This is a genomic window from Pseudomonas simiae, assembly GCF_000934565.1.
GTDB lineage: Bacteria > Pseudomonadota > Gammaproteobacteria > Pseudomonadales > Pseudomonadaceae > Aquipseudomonas > Aquipseudomonas simiae.
Window position 1 is genome coordinate 643,939 of the sequence record NZ_CP010896.1, and the last position, 24,439, is coordinate 668,377.

General features: G+C 62.1%; 18 protein-coding genes. 6 read left to right on the forward strand and 12 right to left on the reverse strand.

The genetic code is table 11. From position 1 onward, the window contains the following. Positions 1–250: 250 nt before the first annotated feature. On the forward strand, positions 251–6,145 hold the full coding sequence (locus PF1751_RS02820) for a DUF4329 domain-containing protein (protein WP_080923179.1): 5,895 nt from the start codon (positions 251–253) through the stop codon (positions 6,143–6,145). Between the two features lie 40 nt (positions 6,146–6,185). Here PF1751_RS02820 and PF1751_RS02825 read toward each other — a convergent pair whose 3' ends face one another. From PF1751_RS02825 to PF1751_RS02875, 11 genes are all read right to left on the reverse strand, one after another. Next, on the reverse strand, positions 6,186–7,196 hold the full coding sequence (locus PF1751_RS02825; protein ID WP_044286566.1) for a FecCD family ABC transporter permease: 1,011 nt from the start codon (positions 7,194–7,196) through the stop codon (positions 6,186–6,188). After that, on the reverse strand, positions 7,193–8,140 hold the full coding sequence (locus PF1751_RS02830; RefSeq protein ID WP_010213522.1) for an ABC transporter substrate-binding protein: 948 nt from the start codon (positions 8,138–8,140) through the stop codon (positions 7,193–7,195). Before PF1751_RS02830 ends, PF1751_RS02825 begins: the two co-directional genes overlap by 4 nt. Continuing rightward, entirely contained in the window at positions 8,137–8,919 is a 783-nt protein-coding gene (locus PF1751_RS02835) for an ABC transporter ATP-binding protein (RefSeq protein WP_044286567.1), read from the reverse strand. Before PF1751_RS02835 ends, PF1751_RS02830 begins: the two co-directional genes overlap by 4 nt. Before the next feature lie 23 nt (positions 8,920–8,942). Next, positions 8,943–11,051 carry a TonB-dependent receptor gene (locus tag PF1751_RS02840; protein ID WP_038452618.1) on the reverse strand — a complete coding sequence of 703 codons (2,109 nt, stop codon included), beginning with the start codon at positions 11,049–11,051 and terminating at the stop codon, positions 8,943–8,945. Between the two features lie 152 nt (positions 11,052–11,203). Next, positions 11,204–12,586, reverse strand: coding sequence for a PepSY-associated TM helix domain-containing protein (locus PF1751_RS02845; protein ID WP_042570881.1), 1,383 nt, complete (start codon positions 12,584–12,586; stop codon positions 11,204–11,206). A gap of 117 nt (positions 12,587–12,703) precedes the next feature. Beyond that, on the reverse strand, positions 12,704–14,773 hold the full coding sequence (locus PF1751_RS02850; protein WP_044286568.1) for a TonB-dependent copper receptor: 2,070 nt from the start codon (positions 14,771–14,773) through the stop codon (positions 12,704–12,706). A gap of 93 nt (positions 14,774–14,866) precedes the next feature. Further along, positions 14,867–15,256 (reverse strand): DUF2946 domain-containing protein, encoded by a 390-nt coding sequence (locus PF1751_RS02855; protein WP_021493219.1) that lies wholly within the window; start codon positions 15,254–15,256, stop codon positions 14,867–14,869. Positions 15,257–15,267: 11 nt separating this feature from the next. Further along, positions 15,268–15,750, reverse strand: coding sequence for a copper chaperone PCu(A)C (locus PF1751_RS02860; RefSeq protein WP_010213513.1), 483 nt, complete (start codon positions 15,748–15,750; stop codon positions 15,268–15,270). A gap of 47 nt (positions 15,751–15,797) precedes the next feature. Further along, the gene (locus PF1751_RS02865) at positions 15,798–16,193 is read right to left on the reverse strand and encodes a DUF2946 domain-containing protein (protein WP_010213512.1); all 396 of its coding nucleotides are present in this window, start codon (positions 16,191–16,193) and stop codon (positions 15,798–15,800) included. A 262-nt stretch (positions 16,194–16,455) separates the two neighbouring features. Beyond that, positions 16,456–17,175, reverse strand: a complete 720-nt coding sequence (locus PF1751_RS02870; protein ID WP_044286569.1) for a cobalt-precorrin-6A reductase — start codon at positions 17,173–17,175, stop codon at positions 16,456–16,458. Further along, positions 17,172–18,377: a bifunctional cobalt-precorrin-7 (C(5))-methyltransferase/cobalt-precorrin-6B (C(15))-methyltransferase gene (locus tag PF1751_RS02875; RefSeq protein ID WP_044286570.1), complete on the reverse strand. Its 1,206-nt coding sequence runs from the start codon at positions 18,375–18,377 to the stop codon at positions 17,172–17,174. Before PF1751_RS02875 ends, PF1751_RS02870 begins: the two co-directional genes overlap by 4 nt. Before the next feature lie 38 nt (positions 18,378–18,415). Between PF1751_RS02875 and cobG the strand changes: the two genes are divergently transcribed. The 5 genes from cobG to PF1751_RS02900 all read left to right on the forward strand — a co-directional run bounded on the left by cobG (position 18,416) and on the right by PF1751_RS02900 (position 23,765). After that, complete coding sequence (cobG, locus tag PF1751_RS02880; protein ID WP_044286571.1) at positions 18,416–19,762, forward strand: precorrin-3B synthase; 1,347 nt, start codon at positions 18,416–18,418, stop codon at positions 19,760–19,762. Then, positions 19,755–20,381 carry a precorrin-8X methylmutase gene (locus tag PF1751_RS02885; protein WP_042570885.1) on the forward strand — a complete coding sequence of 209 codons (627 nt, stop codon included), beginning with the start codon at positions 19,755–19,757 and terminating at the stop codon, positions 20,379–20,381. The genes cobG and PF1751_RS02885 overlap by 8 nt, the downstream gene beginning before the upstream one ends. Continuing rightward, positions 20,381–21,112: a precorrin-2 C(20)-methyltransferase gene (locus tag PF1751_RS02890; protein WP_010213504.1), complete on the forward strand. Its 732-nt coding sequence runs from the start codon at positions 20,381–20,383 to the stop codon at positions 21,110–21,112. Before PF1751_RS02885 ends, PF1751_RS02890 begins: the two co-directional genes overlap by 1 nt. Further along, a complete protein-coding gene (gene cobJ / locus PF1751_RS02895) occupies positions 21,112–22,749 on the forward strand; it encodes a precorrin-3B C(17)-methyltransferase (protein WP_021493215.1) in 1,638 nt (545 codons plus the stop codon). The genes PF1751_RS02890 and cobJ overlap by 1 nt, the downstream gene beginning before the upstream one ends. A 236-nt stretch (positions 22,750–22,985) precedes the next feature. Further along, positions 22,986–23,765 (forward strand): hypothetical protein, encoded by a 780-nt coding sequence (locus PF1751_RS02900; RefSeq protein WP_044286572.1) that lies wholly within the window; start codon positions 22,986–22,988, stop codon positions 23,763–23,765. On the opposite strand, the gene PF1751_RS02905 is transcribed toward PF1751_RS02900, so the two are convergent. After that, on the reverse strand, positions 23,762–24,358 hold the full coding sequence (locus PF1751_RS02905; RefSeq protein ID WP_003217330.1) for a MarC family protein: 597 nt from the start codon (positions 24,356–24,358) through the stop codon (positions 23,762–23,764). The genes PF1751_RS02900 and PF1751_RS02905 overlap by 4 nt on opposite strands. Positions 24,359–24,439 lie beyond the last annotated feature (81 nt).

The window sequence follows — 24,439 nt, forward strand, 5'->3', positions numbered from 1 at the left end:
GGTGTGCCGAAGTCTCAAAGCCTTGGAGGGACGGGGATGGATAGGCGTCGGAAACGGCGCCTTGCACCAATGTGATGCTTGATTGCGGGGCGGGGCACGGCGGTGTGCTGTTGTGGTGCCTGTTTTTAGCGGTGCTTCAACAATATGTAGCACCCCTGAGGAGCGTCCCCCTTTGAAGATGATGAATCTTCAGTGTTCGGCCTTCACTGGCAGTGACTGATTCATCAAATTCTGATTAGCAGGTGCACTCATGGATGAACATTCAAACCGCGACAAGCGTGCCGCCATCCCTCCAGGTCACACCAAGCTCCCCCCACTGACGCCGGCGTTTATCAGCGCCGATGATGCCGCGCGTTATGTACATGAGCGCATCGGTACTACGCGGGATATCGAGTACGGCAGTGTGATCATGCAGCGCCTTTCGGATCAGTTGTACGTGGCGACTGAGCCGGCTCTGGGGCAGGCAAAGAATTTCGATCTCAACCTGATACTTGAGCGTGAAAGAGGCAGCACTTTCCAGTTTGTAGAGCCTCAGGGCTATAAACTCGTCGGGGCGCTGCATTCGCACCCCGATGATTTTGCCGGAACCCAACGGGCGAACCCAACGTGGTCGCCACAGCAGGTAAAGGCCTTCATGGGTTTTTTTTCTACGGACGACATCATCGTCAATTATCGCGTCGGGGTTCAGCTGCCGCTCGCTTATTTGTCGGGTCCCAACGGAGAATTGCTCAGGTACCAAACCCGTTTCTCCAACGCCGAAGACCAGCGCGTGGGCTGGCTTCGCGGAGAGGGCGGATGGACCTCTGTGTACGACGCTGAAGGCACAGAGGAGGGCGCTTACAAAGCGCTGGCTACGGTGGGTTCGATACGCTTTGTGTTATCCAACGCTGCATGGGGTGGATCGGTGGGCGATGTTCCTGGTGATTGGGAACCTTACAAGCCGTTCAAGGCGCCCCCCATGCAACTCAACTGCGGGCCAGTGTTTCCCTCCAGGGACCAAGTACTCAACCACGCTGCCACTCGTATCAAGCGCCAGCCTGAGAACAGGCTGCACGTGTTGATTCTGCAAGGTGCTGTTCAGGGGCGATACGTCACCTGTGAACCGCAACTCGCCGAACTCAGCGGCTGGCCGAGTGGGGGCCTGCTTTCGCGGCTGCCTCCTGGCTTTCATGTGGAGGGTGTCTATTTCCATGCTCAGCCCTCGCCCTCGCAATATCCCACCGTGGAATCGTGGCTGTATCAGAACTTCATCAGCCCGCTTGAGCTGGCGACTCACATCGCGCAGTTTCGCCGCTACAGCCCACAACCCAGGGCGGGAACAACGCTGTACATTCGTATGCGCGATCAAGCGCTGCTGCGCTACCGCTTTTCTGGCTCGGCGCTCGAATCCCAGCTGTTTGCCCAGGCGCCGGGCGGTCCGGTAACCGACAACGGTCAACAGGCCGCGCTGATGGCTGGCACGCTGACCCCCCATGACTTTGTGTTGCAGGTCGCGGCGGCGGGGCAACTGTCAGTCATCGACACCAGCCGCCTCTGGGATCAGGTCGGGGAAGTGGGACCGCAATGGCGTCCCTTCAGCAAGATCCCGCAACCGACGCTGGGCCCCCCTTTTATCACGGCCGACGATGCGGCTCGATGGGCCCACGAGTGGATCAATCTTCTGGAGGCTGACAAAGAGTACGGCGGCGCGATCCTAAAAAAAGACAGTCGCTACTTTGCTACGACGCCGATAGCTGGCGAGCAACTCACCTTCGATCATCGGATCATGCTGGCTACCGATGCCGACGACAACTTCATCGCGCCCGGCGGTTACACCTGCGAGGCGCTCTACCATTCCCATCCGGCACACGTCGAACAGGTAAAACTGAGCAATCCGGGGATCAGCGATGATCATGCCTGGATGATGATCAGTTTTTTTTCGCCCGCAGACCTGAGTTTTATCATCGAACATCGAGGTTCGGTGCCCGCTCATTACCTGTGCGGCCCCGAGGGCTCGTTACTCAAGTACGTGAGCAGTGGCTCGGCGACTGAGGTCCTGCTGAGAAAGCGCATTCTTGGCGAGGCACCATTCCCGGCGTCCGAGCATCGGGAGTCATTGATCTGGATGGCTGCCGAGGCTGGCGATCTGCGGGTGGTGGTACCCGACGCTCGCTGGGGCGGCGTACGCGGGCGGGTAAAACAAGGTTGGAAAGTCAACGCGGCAGTGACGCAAGTGATAGAGGAACAGCCGTTTTTTACACCGGTATTTGAACGCGTTGAGTTGGCGATACTGGCCGCGCTTGCTTTGCCAGCCTCCGAGCAAGCATTCGGCTTTGTGCTCAAACACATCCAAAGCGACAGTTATGTTGCGACCTATCCCGAGCCACCGGGCCCGTTACGATTTGCTCCAGCAGGGCTATTTCCTGAACGAGCACCGGGCAAGCTGAGGCTGCCCTCCAACTTTCGGCTGGAGGCGATCTACTGCCGCTCAACATCCGCTACAGCCGACGCTCCTGCCCATGAAAGCTGGTTGCAGCCTTTGTTCTTCTCTCCGGCACAAATAACCGACGCCATTACTCAAGCGCGGGCGACGCTTGAGCTGCAAGACAAGGCCCGTGGCCTGGCGCTCTACCTGTTGTCTGAGGACGATGCGGTGTTGCGGTTTAAATTGCCCGACGCGCAGACGGTCACCGAGCTGGTCAACGAAACCGTCCCCGGCGTTCTGGATGACAACGGTGCCCAGGCTGCGATGAGGGCCGGCACCCTGACACCCCGTCACTATGTCAGGCGGGTCTTGGCGGCAGGGGACCTGTCGGTGGTGGTTTCCGGTCAGGTCTGGCGTCGTTCCGGTCGTGTGGACAGTCGATCCCCGCTGCTTGCGCCGGTTCATCGGGCGGTGCTGAGCCCGGCGTTTCTCTCGGCCACCGACGCGGCGGTGTATGCCCACGAGAAAATCGGCGAGCGGCGCGACCGCGCTTATGGCGGTTACATCCTCAAGGGTGAGGATGGCCGCTTTATCGTCACTGAGCCGATGGAGGCCGGAACCAACCCCTTTGCGGCGGCGCTGTTTTTTCCAGCGGATGATCTAAACCCGTTGATCCCTCCCGAACCCTACATGATCCATGGGCGTTACGGTTCTCACCCGGCCTTGTCCATGGTCGAGCCGAGATGGGTCGCACAGCGACGCTGGACGCGTGAAGAGGCCGAAATCAACCTGCAGGCTTTTACTGTCGAAGAGATCCGCGCCGTGATCCAACAGCAGCGTCCGGCGTATTTGTCGGGGAGTGAAGACTGTTTACTGGCGTACACGCCCAGCGCGTCCAGTCAGGAGGCATTGCTGCTGAACGGCACGGCGCCACAGGCTGGCGGCAGCCTGGCCCAGATGCGGCTCGACAGCGGGCTGATGAAGCCCGCGCAGTGGGTTGTCATCGTGGCCGAGGCGGGAGACTTGCGGATTGTTCAGGGCAACCCTTTGTGGGGACCGCGCTCGCCGGTGTACGCCGACTGGACCCCCAATTTTGCTTATGCACCAAGATTCGGCCCGCCCGACTATGCCACCTACGGGGCAGTGTTCAGCAGCGCCGATGAAGCTGCCCGCGACCTTCACGCCAGGGTTCATGGCCGCAATCTTGCGGAACAGGCCTACTTTGGTTTTATTCTCAAGCACAAGGATAAGGCCCATTACCTCGCCAGCGAGGTGGTGGGCGTCAATGAGCGCGTCAAGCTGTTCAACCTCAACAGCGTGTTTGCAGCGACAGAAGACAATAGCTACCGGTTTCCGGATGGGTTTGTACTCTGCGGATTGTTTCGTTCGCAGCAGTGGCAACCGGTGGGGTTACCCGCTTCAAGCACCTGGTTAACCCGTTACTTTGTGATGCCCATGGTTTTGTATGGTGCGCTTGTGGACAGCAAGCACAGGGGGGCGAAATACAACAACGGGAACAACCTGCCGATCTACTTTTCAACTGAAGAGGGAGCCTTGTTGAGGTACTTGCCGCTGCCATTCAACGTGGGAAGCGGCGGCCTGGTAGACCACGCGTTCGAAGAGATCGAGGTCGCGCTGGCCTCAGGTAAAAAAACGCCGCAAGAGTTTGTCAGGGACTGGGCCAACGCGGGTGAACTCAGCGTGGTACGCACCAGCCAATGCTGGGACAAACTAGGGCGGGTGCCGCGCACATGGTCCGGCTACGAAAACCTGAGCCGGCGACATGTGGGCCCCGCCTTTGCCAACCCGGACGATGCTGCTCGGTATGCGGCGGCCATTGTCGGAGAGGGCCGTCATCGTACCTATGGCGGTGTGCTGCTACGGCTGCCCGGTGGTGGTTTCGCGGCGACTGATCCGCTGGTGGTGCCTCCCCAGGGTTTTGCACTGAATTGGATTTACCCTGATGCGGCGATTGCGCAAGGGCTGTATCCGCCAGGAAGTACCATCGTCGCCCGTTACCGGTCGGTGGTCAGGCAAGAGACGCAGATATTGTTGTCGGTCACTCAAAAAGCGGTCTACCAGAGCATGTTGCCCACCCACGTGCTGTCGAACCTGTTGCGCCGGGAAGTTCACGTCAAGCGCGAATACCTGTTTGGTCCAGAGGGTTTGATCCTGCGTTACCAATTGAGCGGTTCCGCTGAAGAGGAGGAACTCAAACGGCAGTTGGCGCCGTTGAACCTGTTCAGGGGGGATGCCGCTGACAATGAAATTGAACGACAACTGCGCGCCGGCACCCTGCTGCCAGTCGACTTCGTGACGCAGGTGGCCAAGGCCGGCGATTTGCAGGTGGTCAAGGGCGATGCGCTGTGGGGCTTCGCACGGCCACTGAGTGGGCCGTTCGTACCGTACGTGACGCGCGCGCCGGCCCTGGAGATCAAGCAGGTTTTTGCCGATGCGCCGTGCAGCCCGATCTTTACCCAAGCCTGTGACGCGGTACGGTATGCGCAGCGTTTGTCATCGCCCCAGGCGCAGGTGCAGTTCGGGTATGTGCTCAAGTCGGTAAAACGTAATGCTTACATGACCACCGTGCCGTTGGTACGCGCCGATTATTCCGATTTCAAGCAGGTGTTTGTCGAGGGTCAGTTGCCCCAGGGCTATGCCTTGGATGGCTTGTACTTGTGTGCCTCCACGGTGGCGATTGCTCCAGCAAGCGATGAAATGGCGACCTGTTTCTTCTCCCCCGCGTCTCTGGCGATGGGCGTCAATTTTGTCAGCAATATGGCCAAAAACGGTGTGCTGCCCCTTTACCTGCTGTGTGCCGACGGTGCGTTGCTCAGGTACTCATTCAGAAAAAACGGAGCGCAATCGCTGTATGCCTTGAACTCCGAGATGAGAACCATCGAACCGAAGTTGCTCGATGGGTCCTTGACCGTCGCTTACTACGTGCGGGGGCTCGCGGCCAGGGGCGAACTTTACGTGCGTGTCAGGAGCACCGTATGGGCCAGGGAGGAAGCCGTAACGGCGCAGTGGCGGCCCAAGCTCACTCCCTGGGATTTCGCAGACAACCCACACCTTCTTTCATTCTGTGGGCCGTTGTTCAGTCATGCCGACGACGCCGCGCGCTGGACCGAAAAACAGCTGGGTGGGTTCATGGGGCAGGAATACCTTGGAGCGGTACTGGTGCCGCCTAGTGTTCCAGGGTTTGTGGGGCTTGATCCTGTGCTGGACCAACGCACCTTTTGGGAGAGTACGGTTTCGTCAGTGTTCTTGTTTCGCGGTATCGGGCTTGATGTCACGTCCGTACATCCGCTGTTCCTCTACACCCTCAACGCGGTCCACGCATTTTACAAAGTGGCTCCCAGGGTCGGTAACCCGATGTCGCTTGACTTGCAGTTGCTGGGGAATTTTGCCTCCAAGGATGATCTGCGTTCCTACATAACGATCGTGAAGAATAACCGTCCGGTTGCCGAGAGCCTGTACCTGTCGTGCCGAGGCGGCGCGCTGCTCAAGTACGTGCCGGGTTTTACGGCAGGCGAGACGCTTTTGCTGAGCGTCGACTCGTCACCTCTGCCCACTGTGTTGGTCAGTGGTTTGCGAGAGGCCGGCAAGCTTTCCGTTCTGGAAACCGACAGTTTTTGGACGCGCCGGGGGACGCTGGGGGCCGAGTGGCAAGTCAAGGACGTGCAAGCCGCACCTGATCCGCAGGTTGTTCAGTACGGTCGAGACAAAGACGAACTCTGACCAGCAGGGTGATGGGGGCCTTCTGTCAGCTGAAGACGTGTCAGCGCCTGCGCATCAGCCCGATAAAAAACAGCCCGCCAATCGCCGCCGTGGCCACGCCAATCGGCAAGTCCTCGGGGGCGATCAGCGTGCGCGCTGCGACATCCACCCACACCAGGAACAGGCTGCCGAGCAACACGCACACCGGCAGCAGACGGCGATGTTCGGCACCCACCAGGCGACGGGCAATGTGCGGCACCATCAGCCCGACAAAACCGATGGAGCCGCTGATGGACACCAGCACGCCCGTCATCAAGGAGGCGACCAGGAACACCTTCAGCCGCACGTTGCGCGCGTTGAGCCCCAAGGTGACAGCCGTTTGCTCGCCGGCCATCAACGCGTTCAAGGGCCGCGCCATGCCCAGCAGCAACCCCAAGCCCAACAGCACGGTGGCGGAGGGAACCGCCAGCAGTTCCCAGCGCGCCAGGCCCAGGCCGCCGAGCATCCAGAACATCACCGCCGACGCCGCACGATGGTCGCCCATGAACAGCAAGAGGTTGGCCGCCGCCATCATCACAAAGGACACCGCCACGCCACAGAGCAGCAGGCGATCACTCTCCAGCCGGCCATTGCGACTGGCCACCGCCAGCACCACGAGCATACTCAGCAGCGCGCCGATGAAGGCAGCGAGGGGCAAGGTCAGCAGGCCGATGACTTCACCCACGTGCAGCACCACGATCACCGCGCCAAGGGTGGCGCCGGAGGTCACGCCCAGCAGGTGCGGGTCGGCCAGTGGGTTGCGCGTGACCGCCTGCAACACCGCGCCGATCAGCGCCAGCCCGGCGCCGACCAGCGCCCCCAGCAGCATGCGTGGCACGCGGATCAGCCAGACGATATGTTCCTGCCCGGCCGGCCAATGCACCTCGCCGACCCCGAAGGCCTTGTACAACACGATTCGCCACACCACCTCTACCGGCACCCGCGCCGGGCCAAAGCCCAGTGAGAGGACGCAAGAGACCAGCAACACCGCCCCCAGGGCAGCGAGTAGCAAGGCGTAGCGACGCGTAATCATTCGCCGTGGAACCCCTTCGCCAGGGTCTCCACTGCGAGCACGTTATCGATGCCCGGCGTGGCCTGCACGTAGGGAATCACGATAAAGCGCTGGTTCCTGATCGCGTCCACCGCTTGCAATGCCGGGTTGTTCATCAGGAACGCTTGCTTCTGTTCGGCGGTGACTTCGCTGTAGTCGACGATCACGATCACCTGCGGGTTGCGCTCCACCACGGTTTCCCAATTGACTCGGGTCCAGCTGGCATCTATGTCATCGAGAATATTGCGCCCACCGGCGGCGTCGATCAGCGCTTGCGGCATACCCAGGCGCCCGGAGGTCATGGCGCGGTCTTCACCGCTGTCATAGAGGAACACGCGAGGTTTGTCGGCGGGCAGGTGTTTTTGCACCTCGTCGACCTGCGCCTGCATCTGCGCGATCAAGGTACTGGCGCGGTCCTGCACGTCGAAGATCTTGCCCAGGTTGCGCAGGTCGTTATAAGTGTCTTCCAGGGTGGCCGCCGGGCGCTTCATCACGAAAGCGCAGGACTCGGTCAGCTCATACACGTTGATGCCCAACGGTTGCAGGGTGCTCGGCGTGAGGTCGCCGCCCACGCGCATGCCGTAGTCCCAGCCGGCGAAGAAGAAGTCCACGTTGGCGTTGAGCAGGGTTTCCACCGAAGGGTACTTGCTGGCCAGTTCCGGCAGGCCGGCGAGGATCTCGGCCATTTCCGGGGTTACCGACTTCCAGCCGGTGACGCCGCTGTAGCCGGCCATCCGCGGTTTGAGGCCCAGGGCGAGCATCATTTGGGTCATGTTGATGTCGTGGCTGACCGCGTGCTTCGGCGCTTCCTGGAAGGTCACGTCGCGGTTGCAGCTCTTGATAGTGACCGGGTAATGCGTCGCTTCGGCGAGCGCTTGTGCAGTACCGAACAGCAAGGCGAGGGGCAGCAGGGCGCGCAGGATCATGGTTGGGTTATCCAGGTAATTCGGGGGTAGCCGGACAAGGGGTGGGTGTCGATCAACGCGTCCACGTCAAACACGTCACGCAGCAACTCGGCGGTCAGCACTTGATGGGGCGTGCCGCTGGCAACGATGCACCCGTGGTCTATCACGTACAGGCGATCACAGAATGCGGCAGCCAGGTTGAGGTCGTGAATGCTCGCCAGGGTGCCGATGTTCAAGCGCTTGACCAACTTCAACAGCTCAAGCTGATAGCGCGGGTCGAGGTGGTTGGTCGGTTCGTCGAGGATCAGCAGTTGCGGCTGCTGGGCCAAGGCGCGGGCGAGGATCACACGCTGCTTTTCTCCGCCGGAAAGGGTGGCGAAGGCGTGGTCTTCGAAGCCTTGCATGCCGACCGATTCCAGTGCCTGCTGGATCAGTTGCTGGTCGTGCAACGTATCGCCATCGAGCAACCCCTTGTGGGGCGTGCGGCCCATGGCGACCACTTCATCGACACGCAGGCCGAACGCCTCGGGGAATTCCTGCAGCACCACGGCGACGCGTTGTGCACACCACTTCGCGCTTTGCTTCCACACATTCTGGTGGTCGAGCAACACGTCACCGCGCGCCGGCTTACTGAAACGGTACGCACAGCGCAACAGGCTGGTCTTGCCGCTGCCATTGGGCCCTATGAGCCCTACAAACTCCCCTGCACCAACCTGCAGGTTGGCGTCACGCAGGTGGAATTGGTGATGGCAGTGGCCTGTGGGGGACCAGTTGAGGTCGGTGAGGGTTAGCGAAGTCATCGAGTCTCTCAAGTCCAACACCGTTAGAAGGTGTAGTCCGCAGTGACAAAGAACGAGCGCGGCTCACCCAGAATCCACTGCTGCCCGTCGTTGTATTGGCTGACGGCGTAGGTGCGGTCGAACAGGTTGTTCAGTTGCAGGCCCAGGGTGGTGTTGCGCATAGCCTTCCACGACACCGTGGCGTCGACCACGGTGTAGCTCGGTAGCTCATTTTGGTTGGCCATGTCGGCGTAACGTGCGTCGACATAGCGCACCCCGGCCCCGGCGCGGATATCGTCGGTCACGGCCTTGCTCAGCCACAGGTTGGCGGTACGGCGCGGCACATCCACCGGGCGGTTGCCGTCGCGGGAAACCTGCACGCCACCGACGTCCTGTTTGAAGTCGTCGTACTGCGCGTGGACGATGGCCGCGTTGGCTTGCAGTTGCCAGGCATCCGGCAGTTGCAGGGCGAGGCTGGCTTCCAGGCCCCTAGAGGATTGCTGGCCGACTTGTTGCTTGAGGTCCGGGTCGCCCGGCACGTCGGTGAGCAGTTTCTTTTTGACGATGTGGTAGGCCGCCAGCGTCCATTCGCCCCGTTGGTTCCAGAAGGCTTGCTTGATACCGATCTCGGTCTGCTTGGCGGTGGACAGGTCGAACTGCTGCTGGCCTGGGCTCAGGGAGATCAGGCCACCGACGCCGTCGGTGCTGGTAGCGTACTGGCCATAGATCGAGGTGTCGGGCGTGATCGCGTAGACCAGGCCGGCCTTCCCGTTATTGCCGGTGAGGGTCTTGTCGGTTTGGCCGCCGTTGCGCAAATCATCTCGCTCGACATGGGCGTAGTCACGGCGGATTCCGGTGACCAGCGACAGTTTATCGGTGAGTTGCAGGCGGTTTTCCGCGAAGCCGGCGACCGTTTTAGTGGTGGTAGAAAACAACGGCGCGAACGCGTTCTGGCTGTTGAACGCGGCGGGTGCCGGGTGAAGGATGTCGATCGGCTGACCGCCCGCCAACACATCGTTGAACGGTGAGTTGCTGGCCAGGCGGAAGCGGATGCGGTTGTATTCCACGCCGGCCAGGGTCTGGCTGTCGAGACCGAACAGGGTGTGCTTGAAAGTAAAGGTCTGGCGGTCGCCCACCTGCTCCTGGTTGTGCTTGATGCCGAAGTTGCCGCTGCGGGTAAGCTGGCCGTTGGTGAAGTTGTAGTTCTCGGCGTTCTGCCAGCGACGCTGGTTTTTCAGGTAGTACAGTTCATTCCTGGCGCTGATGTTGTCGTTGATCTGCCACGCGCTGGTCAGGCGCGTCCACTGGTCGTTGTAGTGCTGGGTGTCGTTGCTGACGTTGTAGTTCTTGTCGCGCAGGCCCTTGTGCAATTGGCCGTTGATCAGCGGGGTGCCGAAGTAGTTTTGAGGGCGCTGGTCGCCGTAGTCGCTGGCCAGGGTGAAGCTCAGGTTGTCCGCCGCTTGCCAGCGCAGGGCGCCGCTGAAGAAGTCGCTGCTGGAGTCGCCACGGTCGATAAACCCGTTGCTGTGCAGGCGGTTGAGGTTCAGGCGATAGCTCAGGGTGTCAGTCAGCGAGCCGCCGCTGTCCAGGGCCTGTTGCTGGCGATCATAAGTGCCGTAGCCCAGTCGGATGTGGTTTTCGATCTCGCCTTCAAAGGGCTTTTTGGCCACGGTATTGATCACCGCGCCGGTAGCACCTTCGCCGTACAGCACCGAGGCCGGGCCACGCAGCACGTCCACGCGCTCCACCGACCAAGTGTCCACCGGAAATGTCGAAGTCCCCATGCCCATGTACATGCGGTTGCCGTCATACAGCTGCATCACCGAGCCCTGGCCGGTAAAACCACGCGCCGATAACGAAGTGCCGCCATCCCCCGGGGTGCCGGTGCGGCTGATACCGGTAGCGCGGGAAATCGCGTCCTGCACGCTGGCATCGCCACGTTCGCGGATCTGCGTACCGGTTTGGCTTTCGACGCTGCCGGGGGTTTGCAGGGCGCTGAGGTTCAGGCGCGAGCCGGCGGTGGTCGGGGTGTTCAGGTCGACGCGTTCGTCATCCATCGCAGGCGCGGTGATTGGGCTGGCGGGCAGGGTCAGGGCCTGGGCGCTGTTGTGCAGGGCGAGCAGGCACAGGCCGGACGCAAGGTACTTGTTCATCGGTCGATCAATCGCTTCTCGGGGAGGTGCTCGCCGCAGGGCGCGGCGAGCAACGATAACGCAGAAAGTGTTATAAGTTAACACTTATTCGCTGCGCGGAAAAAGTCCGCGCAAGGCTACAGAACGGCTCTGTGCCGGGCATCTCGCCTGTTTCATGCTGAACCTGAGGCGGATTCACGTTGCCCCAAAAGGCGTGATAGCACCAGTCGATCCAACGCCCACACGAGGATCAAAGAGGCGCCCACAAGAGGGAAAATGATCGCCAATGCGAGCATGATCGCCATGGCGGTTTTCCACTTTGGCAAGTCATGGCGCAGCGGCGGAACACCAAGTCCGCCTTGAGGCCGACGCTTCCACCAGATCACCACGCCGCTGACGGCGCTGAGCAGAATCATCAGGCAGATCAGCAGCACGATCAGTTGATTGACCCAGCCGAACATCTTGCCTTCATGCAGCATCACACCGGTCTCGGTGGCCCGTGCGACCGCGTTGTAGTGTTCCCAGCGCACATCGGCGAGCACCTTGCCGGTGTACTGGTCCACATGCAAGGTGGCGTCATTGCGCGGGTCGTTGGCGAACACCGCGACAGTGAACACGCCTTCAGCGGTGGTGGGGAAGGTGATGCTGTAGCCGGGCTCGACGTGGCGTGCGGTGGCCAGGTCGACCACTTGTTGCAGGCGCAGCGTGGGCGCAGCTGGAGCCGAGTGCATGGCGCCGTGGTTCATGTGTTCGGCATGGTCCCCGGACATCGGCATCGGCGTGTTTTCCATGGCCCAGGGCACGGTCTGCTGGCTGGCCGTATTGAGCACGCGTGCCTGCTGGTCGGACTGCGGCACGTTGTTCCACATCGCCGCCGGGAAGGTGTTCCACACATCAGCGTATTGCTTGCCCCAGAAGCCGGTCCAGGTCATGCCGCTGAGCAGCATCACCAGCAGCAGTGATGCTCCCCAGAAACCGGTGACCGCGTGCATATCGCGCCAGAATACCCGGCCGCGACTGTTGAAGCGCGGCCACAACACCCCCGCCGAGGACTTGCCGCGCGGCCACCACAGGTACAGGCCCGACACCACCAGCATCACGCCCCAACCGGCGGCGAGTTCCACCAGGCGATCGCCGACGGTGCCGATCATCAACTCGCCATGCAGGGCGCGGGCGATGGCTTGCAGGTTGTATTTGGCGTCCTGCTCGCCGAGGACGTTGCCGCGATACGGGTCGACGAAGACGGTCACTTCGCGGCCTTGGTTGTGCATCACGAATTGCGCGCTGCTGGTGCTGTCGGCAGGCGGCAGGTATTTGCTGATCGCGGCCTTGGGATACGCGGCCTTGGCGCGCTGCAGTTGCTCGTCGGCGCTCAGGGCGTGCTCGGCGGTCTGGACCTTGAGCAGGTCGCCGTACATCAGCGGGTCCAACTGAGGTTTGAACAGGTAGATGATGCCGGTCAGGGCCAGCAGCACCATGAAGGGGGCGACGAAAAGGCCGGCGTAGAAGTGCCAGCGCCAGGCCAGGTTGTAGAAGGAAATCTTTTGAGGGGTCATCATTGGGCTCCGCAAGGCTTTGGTTTTTTTGTGTCTGGTAGGCCGCCATCGGGGGCAAGCCCCCTCCCACAGTTGGAATGCATTTCAAGTGTGGGAGGGGGCTTGCCCCCGATGTTTTTAGAAGGTCATATCGACCTTGGTCCAAAGGGTGCGCCCCGGCTCCTTGATGGCTTGCGGGTCACTGGCCGGGTAGCCGAACCCTGCGTTGCCGGCCAGGTTCAGGTGCTCGGCATAGGCCTTGCCGAACAGGTTGTCGACGCCGGTGCTGACCTTGAGGTGTTTATTGACGCGATACGCCGCATTCAGCGAGAACACACCAAAGCCGCTGCTTTTGTCGTAGTCCTTGCCGACCACGTTGCCCTTGTTCTGGTCGATGCGGTTTTGAGCGGCGACCACACGCCACAGCGCGCCGGCGCTCCAGTCATCCTCGCTGTAAGTGAGGCCCAGGCGAGCATCCAGCGGCGGCATTTGCGGCAGCGCCTTGCCGTCGCTGCTGTTCTTGCCCCAGGCGTAAGCGAGGGTGGCGTCGGCCTTCCAGTTCTGGGTCAGCTTGTACGCCGCGCCCAGTTCACCGCCCATGATGCGCGCGTCGACGTTGCGGGCCTGGGACGTGGTGCCCATCATCCCGGGCCTGTAGTCGAACAGGATGAAGTCCTGCACCCGGCCGATATAACCCGAAGCCCAGGCTTCAAGATCGTCGGCTTTGTACTGCGCGCCGAAGTCGAGCTGGGTGGTTTTCTCCGGCTTCACGCCGTCGAAGGCATTCACCGAACCGATCGCACCGGTGTTGGGCGAAAACAGCTCCCAGTAATCGGGGAAACGTTCCGAGTGGCCCAGCCCTGCGTAGAGGGTGGTGGGGCTGTCGGCCAGGTCGTGCTCATAACGCACGAAGCCCGAGGGCAAGGTGTCGGCACGCGTGTCGTCGGCGGTTGGGTTGGGGCGCTTCATCATTCCGGAGCCGCTGGTTTGCCTGAAGTCCTTGGCCGACGCGCGGTCCAGCCGGGCGCCGGTGATCAGGCGGTCGCGGTCGGCGGCGTACCAAGTCAGTTCGCCAAACACGCCATAGTTGTGGAAGTTGGCGTCCTTGACCCGTGGCAGGTCCTTGTAGGTATCGATACCCATGCTGCTGCGCTGGCGGTGTTCGTTGGTCTGTGCATCCAGGCCGCTGATCAATTGCACGTCGGCCCAGCGCCAGGTGGCCTTGATCCGCGCGCCGAGGGTGCGGCGATCGACGTTGGACGCCATGGGCCCGGCCATCATGCCGGTGCCCGAGGGCGTGCGCAGGCTGTAGTTGTCCATCACGTGGTCGGCGTAGTTGTAGTAGACCTGGGCTTCAACCTTGTCCAGCACGTCGCCGATATTGGATTTTTCGAAACGCAGTCCCAGGCTTTCGCGCAGGAACTGTGAGCCATCCATGCCGCGCCCGGCGTAACGCGCTTCGCCATCGCCACGGCCGGCGGTGAGCTCCAGCAGGGTGTCGGCGTCGGGGGTGAAGCCGACGGCCACGTCGCCGTTCCATTTGTCGTAGCGCGAGGCGACTGTGTCGTTATTGCCGTCCTTGTAGTCGTCGGCGTGGGCCTGGTTGCCTATCACCCGCACGTAGCCCAGCGGACCACCGGCGGCAGCGTCGATGACTTTGTCGAAGCGCCCGTTGGAACCGGCCAGCACACTGGCGTTGAGGCGTGTGCCCAGCTCGCCGAACTGTTCTGGCTCGCGCTCGAACAGGATGGTGCCGGCTGACGCACCAGGGCCCCAGAGCACGGTCTGCGGGCCTTTGATCACGGTGAGCTTGTCGTAGGTTTCCGGTGAGATGTACGAGGTAGGCGCGTCCATGCGGCCGGGGCAGGCGCCGAGCATCATGCTGCCGTTGGTGAGGATATTCAGGCGCGAGCCAAACATGCCGCGCAGCACCGGGTCGCCATTGGTGCCGCCATTGCGCACCAGGGCGAAGCCGGGGATGGTCTTGAGGTAATCGCCGCCATCGCTGGCGGGTACCGGTTGGCGTGGGTCTTTCGGGTTGGTGATCACGGTCAGCGGTGAGCTGGGGGCGATCGCGGTGATCACGGTGGGCGTCAGCTCATGCTCGGTGTGTTCATCGGCCTGAACATGGGGGGCAAGCAGCGCGCCGCAAAAGGCAGCGAGCACAGGGGTATATCCCAAACGGGTGTCAGCAGAAAACCTGGACATGACAAATTCCATCAATCAATCGTAAACAACACGGCCAGCAGCCTGCGGCTGTCTGTCTAAAGTCGGCCGGGGTGAAGTAACGCTGTGAAGTGCTTACGAAGCGATGGGCGGCGCGCGACTGCGGGCGCCGGGGAAGATGCTCTGCCGGGCATGGCCCAGGCGCGTGTCGGGGGTGAGGGCGTTGGCGGGGGGCGGGCTGCTCAGGGTGAAGGTTGAAACGCCGCCGGGCAGGGCGGGGCAGCTGTAGAGCAGGTCGCAATAGCCGCACTTGGACCAGAGGGCGTGGTGTTCGTCGGGGGCCTTTTTGTGATGGGATTCGCCATGGTCCATCGGCATGTCCATCGACATACCGGCGTGATGATCCATCGGCATCGCTTGGGAAATCAGCGGACCGATAAAGATCATCAGCATGGCGAACAGGCTGATCCAACCGCCGCGTCTTACGCGCGCGCGTGGGGAGCACCTGGCGCGGGGGGCGCCCATCGACTGTCAGTCTACTGAGGGTGCTTGTGCCCGTGGCCGGCCATTGGCGGCACTTTCTGTACCGACACTTCCACCTCGACCTTGCCGGCTTTTTCGAAGGTCAGGGTCAGCGGGAATTGCTTGCCGTCGGCCAACAGGCTGCGGTCTTTGATGCCCAACAGCATCACGTGGTACGCCATCGGCGCGAAGGTCAGATCACCCTTGGCCGGCACGGCGACGCTCGGTACTTGCTGCATCTTCATCAGGTCGCCTTGCATGACGTGTTCATGCAACTCGGCCTTGTCCGCCACGGGCGTCTCTACGCTGAGCAGGCGGTCCGGGGTTTCGCTGCTGTTATGAATCACAAAATAAGCCGCGACAGTCGGCGCATTCGGCGGCAACTCCTGGGACCAGGGTTCGCTGACCATCAGGTCACCGGCCTTGTAGTCCTCGGCGTTGGCAGCACTGAACACCGGCAGCAGCAACGCCGCCAGAAGCAGGGAAGATTTGAGCATGGCAGTTCTCCAGAACGGTTCTAAAACGCAGTTCACTTGCGAAGACATCAGACCGTTGGAGAGGCGCGCGGGTTGAGGCTCGGCCATTGCTGGCGCGGAGTAGGGCTTTGCAACTGGGCGGGCGGCAAGCGCTGTGAGGTATTGAATTGGGTGAGGTACAACTGTGGCACATGCCCCGGCAACGCCACCAACGGCGCAGCACCCGAACAACACCAGCAATGCTGCATGGTGGAATGATCGTCCTGTTGTGGCGCCGGAATCTCCAGCTTGCCCAGGGCAATGGTCTTCAGGCTCGCACCATTGGAGGAGCAGAAACCGCCCCATAACAATTGCTGCACCGGGTCCTGGGACTGTTGCATCGCACCGGCCATCGGCATGACAAAGGCGTTGAACAGCACTGCAAGGCAGGCGATCCAGGCAATTGCGAAGCGTTGACGGGCCATGGCGGACAATCCGTAGGGTTAAACGATCAGGGGGGTATTTAGCCTGATCGGTGGGGATAAGTAAAAAGGGTGGGTGTGGTTTGGTGTCGCAGTGCTGGGTTTGAGGATAGACGGGAACTGAGCGGTTGCAGATCTCAAATGGCAACGCAGCTCTAAATGTGGGAGCGGGCTTGCTCGCAAAGGCGAAAGACCCGTCAACTCATCCGGTGACTGACACTCCGCTTTCGCGAGCAAGCCCGCTCCCACATTGGAACGATGGAGCTTAAAGAGAGGTGATTGCCTGTTGCAGCGTCGTCAAGGTGGTGAACTCCCGATCTACCGGCGCCAACACTGGCCTCTTCAATACCAACACCGGCACGCCCCGCTCCCGTGCCACTTCCAGCTTCGGTTCGGTGGCTGTGCTGCCGCTGTTCTTGCTGATCAACACGTCGATCTGGCGTCGTTCAAACAACCCACGTTCGTCTTCGATCAGAAACGGGCCTCGCGCGCCAATCACTTCGCAACGCTCATTCCCCGGATACACATCCAGGGCGCGCAGTGTCCAGAACTGCTCCGGCGGGATTTCATCAAGGTGCTGCAACGGCTCACGGCCCAGCGTGAACAGCGGGCGCTTGAAAGGTTTGAGTGCTTCAATCAGCGAGGCCCAATCACTGACTTCTCGCCAATCGTCCCCCGCCTGTGGCTGCCAGGCCGGGCGTCGTAGCGCCCAGCAAGGCACCCCGCAAATCCTTGCCGCCTCGACCGCGTTGCGGCTGATCTGCGCCGCGTACGGATGGGTCGCGTCGAGAATCAGGCTGATCTGCTCATGTCGAGCAAACTGTGCCAATCCCTCGGCCCCGCCGTACCCACCCACCCGCACCTGGCACGCCAAGTCAGTCGGCACGCGCCCAACACCGGCCAAACTGTAGATATGTTCCGGGCCCAATGTACGGGCGATGGCCAGCGCTTCAGTCACGCCGCCCAGCAGCAGGATGCGTTTCATCGCGGCTTGACCACTTCCAGCAGTGTGATCGGCAATGCCTGGCGCCACGTATCGAACGCTCCCAGCGGCTGGGCCTGGGCGACATGGATACGCGTGAGTTCTCCGCCATAGCGCGTACGCCAGTCCATCAAGGTCATTTCGCTTTGCAGCGTCACGGCGTTGGCGACCAACCGCCCGCCCGGCCGTAGATGGTGCCAGCAGGTGTCGAGCACGCCGTCACGGGTGACGCCGCCGCCGATGAAGATGGCGTCCGGGGCTTCCAGGCCGTCGAGCGCATCCGGCGCTTTGCCGCGAACCAGTTGCAGGCCCGGCACGCCAAGGGCGTCGCGGTTGTGTTCGATCAGGCCTTGGCGACCTTCATCCGCTTCAATCGCCACTGCCCGGCAGCTCGGGTGAGCCCGCATCCACTCGATACCGATGGAGCCGCTGCCTGCACCCACGTCCCACAGCAGTTCGCCGGGCATCGGCGCAAGACGGGCCAGGGTCAGGGCGCGCACATCGCGTTTGGTCAATTGGCCGTCATGTTTGAAAGCTGAATCTGGCAGGCCCGCCAGACGCGACAGACGGGGCGTATCGCCAGAGGCCACGCAGTCGATGGCGACCAGATTCAAATCGGCGACGCAAGCCGGATGCCAATCACTCGCCACGCCGTCGATGCGTCGCTCATCCGTGCCGCCCAGGTGCTCAAACACACTCAGCCGGCTCGGGCCGAAACCGGATTCAGCCAGCAAAGAAGCAATCAACGCCGGACTTCGGCCGTCATTACTCAACACCAAAAGCCGCACCCCACTGGCCAGATGCGCATTCAGCGCCGCCAGCGGCCGGGCCACCACGGATAACGTCACCACCTCCTGCAACGGCCAGCCCAGCCGCGCCGCCGCCAACGACACCGACGAAGGCGCCGGCAAGACCAGCAACTCTTCAGCCGCCACCTGCCGCGCCAGGCTCGCGCCCACGCCATAGAACATCGGATCACCACTGGCCAACACACACACTGACTCGCCACGCCGCGCCAGCACCGGTTCCAGGGAAAACGGGCTCGGCCACAATTCGCGCTCACCCCGAATACACACCGGCAGCAGGTCCAACTGGCGCTGGCCGCCTATAATCCGCGTGGCGCGCAACAGGGCATGCCGGGCATTCCTGCCCAGCCCCTTGAAGCCGTCTTCACCGATGCCTACAACCGTCAGCCAGGGCGACATAAATATTCCTTGAACGACATCCGACGGGCAGGCTTTTCATGCCGCCGGACAAAGCAGGCATAATACCGCGCCTTTACCCATCAACCGGTAGCCCCGTGAACCCAACGCCCGCTGTGAATACCTTGCGCCCCTCGGCTTGTCCGGGGTTGCTGCGTATTGTCCAGGCGCTGGACGGTGGCATTTGTCGGATCAAATTGGCCGGTGGTTCGATCAGCGCCGCCCAAGCCTGCGCAGTGGCGGACGCAGCCCAGGCGTATGCGGGCGGGGTGATCGAGGCGACTAACCGCGCCAATCTGCAGATTCGCGGGATCGGCGCCGAAGAGGGCGCGTTGATTGCCATGCTGTTGGCTGCCGATCTGGGCCCCAACAACGCTGCCGGCGACGACGTGCGCAACCTGATGCTCAGCCCCAGCGCCGGTATCGACCCGCAAATGCTGTTCGACACCCGGCCGTTGGCGGAGCAGATCCTCGCCACCCTGCAGAATCACCCGCGTTTCCATGAACTGTCGGCCAAGTTCGCGGTGCAGCTGGACGGGGGCGAGGCGCTGGCAATGCTCGAACATCACCATGACCTGTGGCTGTCGGCGTTCGTGCGCAAGGGCGAAACACTCCTCGCGTTTGGCCTGGCCGGGTGTCCGGGTCTGGATGCACCGCTGGCCGCCGTGCCATTGGACCAGGGGCATGCATTGGTGGTGGCTGTGCTGGAAGGGTTTTTGGACATCGCCACCCCTGAACAGACCCGCATGCGCCACCTGCCTGTGGATAACGTGTTGAGTCGTCTAAAACTGCCGCTGCTGCCGGCGGATGGCTTCAAACGCCCACCCAGCGGCGCTTTGTTGCACCTCGGCAGTTATCCACAAGCACAAAAGAATCAGTTCTACGTCGCCGCCATTGCGCCCTTGGGTCGCCTCGATGCGACGATGCTCAAGGGCGCCGCACAACTGGCCAGCGAATACGGCGACGGCACCTTGCGTTTTACCCCTTGGCAGGGCGTGCTGTTGCCCTACGTTGAAAAACCTCACGCCGTCACCGAACGCCTGGCGCAATTGGGCTTCCTCTGCTCAATCGACCAGCCCCTGGCGCGCATGACCGCCTGCACCGGTTCCAGCGGCTGCGGCAAAGCCCTGGCCGACACCAAGGCCGACGCGGTGCAACTCGCCGCTTTGGACACCGGTCACGACGTGCACCTGTCCGGCTGCCCGCGCTCCTGCGCCGCCGCGCACACGGCGCCGGTCACCTTGCTGGCCGTGAGCCCCGGCCACTACGACCTCTACTTTCGCGAGGCAGCCCAGCCCGGTTTCGGCAGGCTGCACGCGCGCAACCTTTCTATTGAAGCGACGGGCGCCCTGCTGCGCGCTCGCCCACGGAGCAACACCGATGATTGATTACATCCGCGACGGTCAGGAGATCTATCGCAACTCCTTCGCCATCATTCGCGCGGAAGCCAAGTTGGACCGTATCCCGGCTGATTTGGAAAAACTCGCGGTGCGGGTGATTCACGCCTGCGGCATGGTCGACGCGATCGACGGCCTGCAGTTCTCCGAAGGGGCGGGCAAGGCTGGGCGCGATGCGCTGGCCGCAGGTGCGCCGATCCTGTGCGATGCGCGGATGGTCTCCGAAGGTGTGACCCGCGCACGCCTGCCAGCCAACAACGAAGTGATCTGCACCCTGCGCGATGACAGCGTACCGGCGCTGGCGCGTGAGCTGGGCAACACCCGGTCCGCTGCCGCCCTTGAGCTGTGGCGCCCGTACTTGGAAGGCAGTGTGGTGGTGATCGGCAACGCTCCGACGGCCTTGTTCTATCTGCTGGAAATGCTTGACGCCGGCGCACCGAAGCCGGCGTTGATCCTCGGTTTCCCGGTTGGTTTTGTCGGCGCCGCCGAATCCAAGGCGATGCTGGCCGCCGACAGTCGCGGTGTACCGTTCGTGATCATGCAGGGCCGTCTGGGCGGTAGCGCCATGGCCGCCGCTGCGGTGAATGCGCTGGCCACGGAGGTCGAATAATGCAGGCACGTGGACGTTTGATCGGCCTGGGCGTAGGCCCCGGTGACCCGGAACTGATCACCCTCAAGGCCCTGCGCCTGTTGCGCGAGTCGCCAGTGGTGGCGTACTTCGTGGCCAAGGGCAAGAAGGGCAACGCCTTCGGCATCATCGAAGACCATCTGGTGCCGCAACAGACCTTGATGCCGCTGGTGTACCCGGTGACCACCGAAGTGTTGCCGGCGCCAATGTCCTACGAGCAGGTGATCAGCGATTTCTACGACGCCGCCAGCGTGGATGTCGCCGCACATTTGGACGCCGGTCGTGATGTGGCGGTGATCTGCGAAGGTGACCCGTTCTTCTACGGGTCCTACATGTACCTGCACGACCGCCTCGCCGAGCGCTATGAAGCCCACGTGATTCCAGGCGTTTGTTCGATGCTCGGCGGCGCCTCGGTGCTGGGCGCCCCGCTGGTCTATCGCAATCAGAGCCTTTCGGTACTCTCGGGCGTGTTGCCCCATGACGACCTCAAGCGCCGCCTTGCGGATGCCGATGCGGCAGTGATCATGAAGCTGGGCCGCAACTTCCCGAAAGTGCGCCAGGTGCTGGAAGAACTCGGCCTGGCCGAGCGAGCGCTGTATGTCGAACGCGCCACCATGGCGAATCAAAAGATCGTGCCGCTGGATCAGGTGGATCCAGCGTCGTCCCCGTACTTCTCGCTGATCATCGTGCCCGGTGAACGGTGGCAAGGTTGATGAGCCCGGCGATTGTTATTTTGGGTCAGGGCAGCCTGGCCACGGCACGCAAGATCCAATGTGTGTACCCCGACGCGACGGTCCACGGCCTGGCCGGACGGGTCGACGGTGCGGACCAGGTCTACGGTGAGTTCGGCGCGACCCTGCGTCAGTTGTATCAGCAAGGCACACCGCTGATCGCGCTGTGCGCCGCGGGTATCGTTATTCGGACCTTGGCGCCGCTGCTGCTGGAAAAAGGCGAGGAGCCCGCCGTGCTGGCCGTCGCCGAAGACGGTAGCGCCGTGGTGCCGTTGCTTGGCGGCCTTGGCGGTGTGAACGTGATGGCTCGCGAAATCGCCGCTGCGTTGAACGTGGCTGCTGCGATCACCACCAGTGGCGAGCTGCGCTTCGGCACCTGCCTGCTCAACCCGCCTGCGGGTTATGAACTGGCCGATCTGGAACTGGGCAAGCGTTTCGTCTCCGACTTGCTGGCCGGCGAAAGCGTACGCATCGAAGGCGCTGCGCCGTGGCTGGACCAGGCCAATCTGCCCCAGGATCAACAGGCACGCCTGGCGATTCATGTGGGCAGTGCCGAGCGCACGCCTACCGCCCATGAATTGTTGATCTACCCGAAGAACGTCAGCGTGAGCTGCAAGCCAGGCGCGCAACTGGCTGAGCGGGTGCGCGCGGCGTTGCATGAGGCGGGCATCGCTCTGCAATCCCTCGCGTGCCTGCTGGCCAGTGATACGCAGATGGCCGAAGCCACATTGCATGAAGCAGCGTTGGAATTGGGTGTACCGCTGCGTTTTGCCAGCGTGGCCCAGGACGCGGATATCGTCATCAATGTTGCCGAACTCCCTCTGGACCTGTCGCAAGTCGGTCGCGTGCGTGGCCGCCTTGCCGTGATCGGCCTGGGACCTGGCGCTGCCGAGTTGATGGTGCCTGCGGTAAAAACCGAACTGGCGCGCTGCACCGATGTGCTCGGCTACGAAACCTACGTGCGCATGGCCGGCCCGTTCCGAGACGACCAGGTGCAGCATTGCACCGATAACCGCGAAGAAATGCAGCGTGCCCGCCATGCCTTCGAACTGGCGGCCCAAGGTCGCTCGGTGGTCGTAGTGTCGTCCGGCGACCCGGGCGTGTTCGCCATGGCTGCTGCCGTGATAGAAGCCCTGCACGAATCCAGCGACCCGACCTGGCATCAGGTCGACCTGCAAATCCTTCCAGGGGTCTCGGCGTCGCTCGCCACCGCCGCTCAGGCCGGTGCACCGTTGGGCCATGACTTTTGCGTGATGTCGCTGTCGGACAACCTCAAGCCTTGGTCGATCATTGAAAAACGCCTGGACCTTGCCTCCCAGGCCGACCTGGCGCTGGCGTTCTACAACCCGATCTCGCGCTCGCGGCCGTGGCAGCTGGGGCGTGCCCTGGAAATCGTCGCGCGGCATCGCACGCCTGAAACGCCGGTGGTGCTGGGCCGTGATATCGGTCGGCCGGGTCAGACGCTGCGTGTAACCACGCTGGGGCAATTGACGCCGGATCAGGTGGACATGCGCACCATGGTGCTGATCGGCTCGTCCACCACCGTCACCTTCCCGCGTGCCGGTGGCGGTGAGTGGGTGTACACGCCGCGCTGGTACGGCGAGAAACCGGCCTCCTGAAAACCGCCCCTCAGGTGCCTGAAAGCTCCGAATGACCCAGGGATTTTCCTGGCGTTGTCCGGGGCTTTTTCTTTTTTCTACGACGAAATCCGGAAGCCCGCCAGGCGCGCCGCGTTATTGCTGGGCAGCACGGTTTGATGCGCTGCGCCAAGGAATGTTTGTCGTCTGGAAAAGGCTTCAGTCAGTGAACTAGGGTGGACATAAGCCCCGAGTCGGGGTGCTTGTGGAGAACTAAAATGGAGCGACATCACAGAAGGATCAGCAGTACAAAAAGGCGCAAGTTGATTGCCGCCTACACACTACCGGGAGCGTCAGGCAAGCGCGCGGCCTTGCCGCTGGACATCGAGGACGACTTCAACGCCGCGGTGGTCAACAACAGCGTCATCTCGTTTGCCGAAGGCTTGTCCGGTTTAAATCGAGAATACGTGCGTAAGAGCTATTTGCTGGCCAGCAGCTATGTCAGCGATGTGTTGAAAGTCCCACGCGGCACCGAACGTTGGTACGACGAATTCATCAGGGTGATGGTCAGCCTGGGGTGGTTGCCGGTGCGCAGCCGCTTCGAACGGATTTCACGTTCCGGCAAGGGCCTGACCGTGCAATCGGCGGCGCTGAATATCATCGCGGCTCTGCTGGCGTCGACATCGTTGTCTGCGCACTTGCTCAGCGTATTGCCGAAACTGGTGGCCGATGCCGTGGAGGCGTTGAAGCAGACACCTGGGACTTTCGAGCTGTTCAAACGCAACAGTGCCGTACACCAGGGCGGCGACTTCGGCCTGGCGTCCTGTGCGCAAACAGAGGGGGAACTGATGATGGTGCTGGTGACCTACAGCACCCAGGGAGTGAGCAAGCAGGTAGGGTTGCCATTTCTGGAATGGGACAGTTCCTCATTCGAGGCCTTCAGCGGGCAGACGTGCCTGGTGCTGAACACCTCGGTAGTCAACGAAAAGACGATCCAACTGATGCGCGAGAGTGCGGGTGACAAGGTGCAATTGGCGATCGCCAAGTACCGGATTTAAGGCACCAGGTAACCGCGCACACCGGTGAAGATGATTTGCGCGGCCAGGGCACATACGAACAACCCCATCAACCGACTGACAATCTGCAAGCCCTGGTCGCCCAAGATGCGTTCGATCCGGTTGGACAGGTACAGCACCACGCCCACCGTGAGGCTGGCCAGGGCGATGCTGAGGATGGCGGTGATTTTGTCATCCCAATGCGGCTGGCTCACGCCCATCACCAGCAACGCACCGATGGTGCCGGGGCCGACGGTGAGGGGAATGGTCAGCGGTACGATGGTCACGTCCTGCTGTACGTTGTCGGTCTGCACTGCGGACTTGCCCTGGGCCATGCCCAAGGCGGAAATGAACAGCACACTGCCGGCACCGATGCGGAACGCGTCGACGGTGATGCCGAACACGCTGAAAATGACGCGGCCGAACAGGTAGAGCAACACGCTCGATACCAGGGTTGCCAACGCCACCTTCCACGCCAGGCGCCGCCGCTCTTTGCTGGAGTAGCCACGGGTGAGGCTGATAAAGCAGGACAGCACGAAGAATGGGCTGTAGAGCACCAGCATTTTCAGGTAGACGCTGAATAACACGTGGAGCATGGGGGCGGCTCGCGGCGGAGGAAGTGTTGAGAGTCTATCAGGCGGCAGAGACCAAATGTGGGAGTGGGCTTGCTCGCGAAT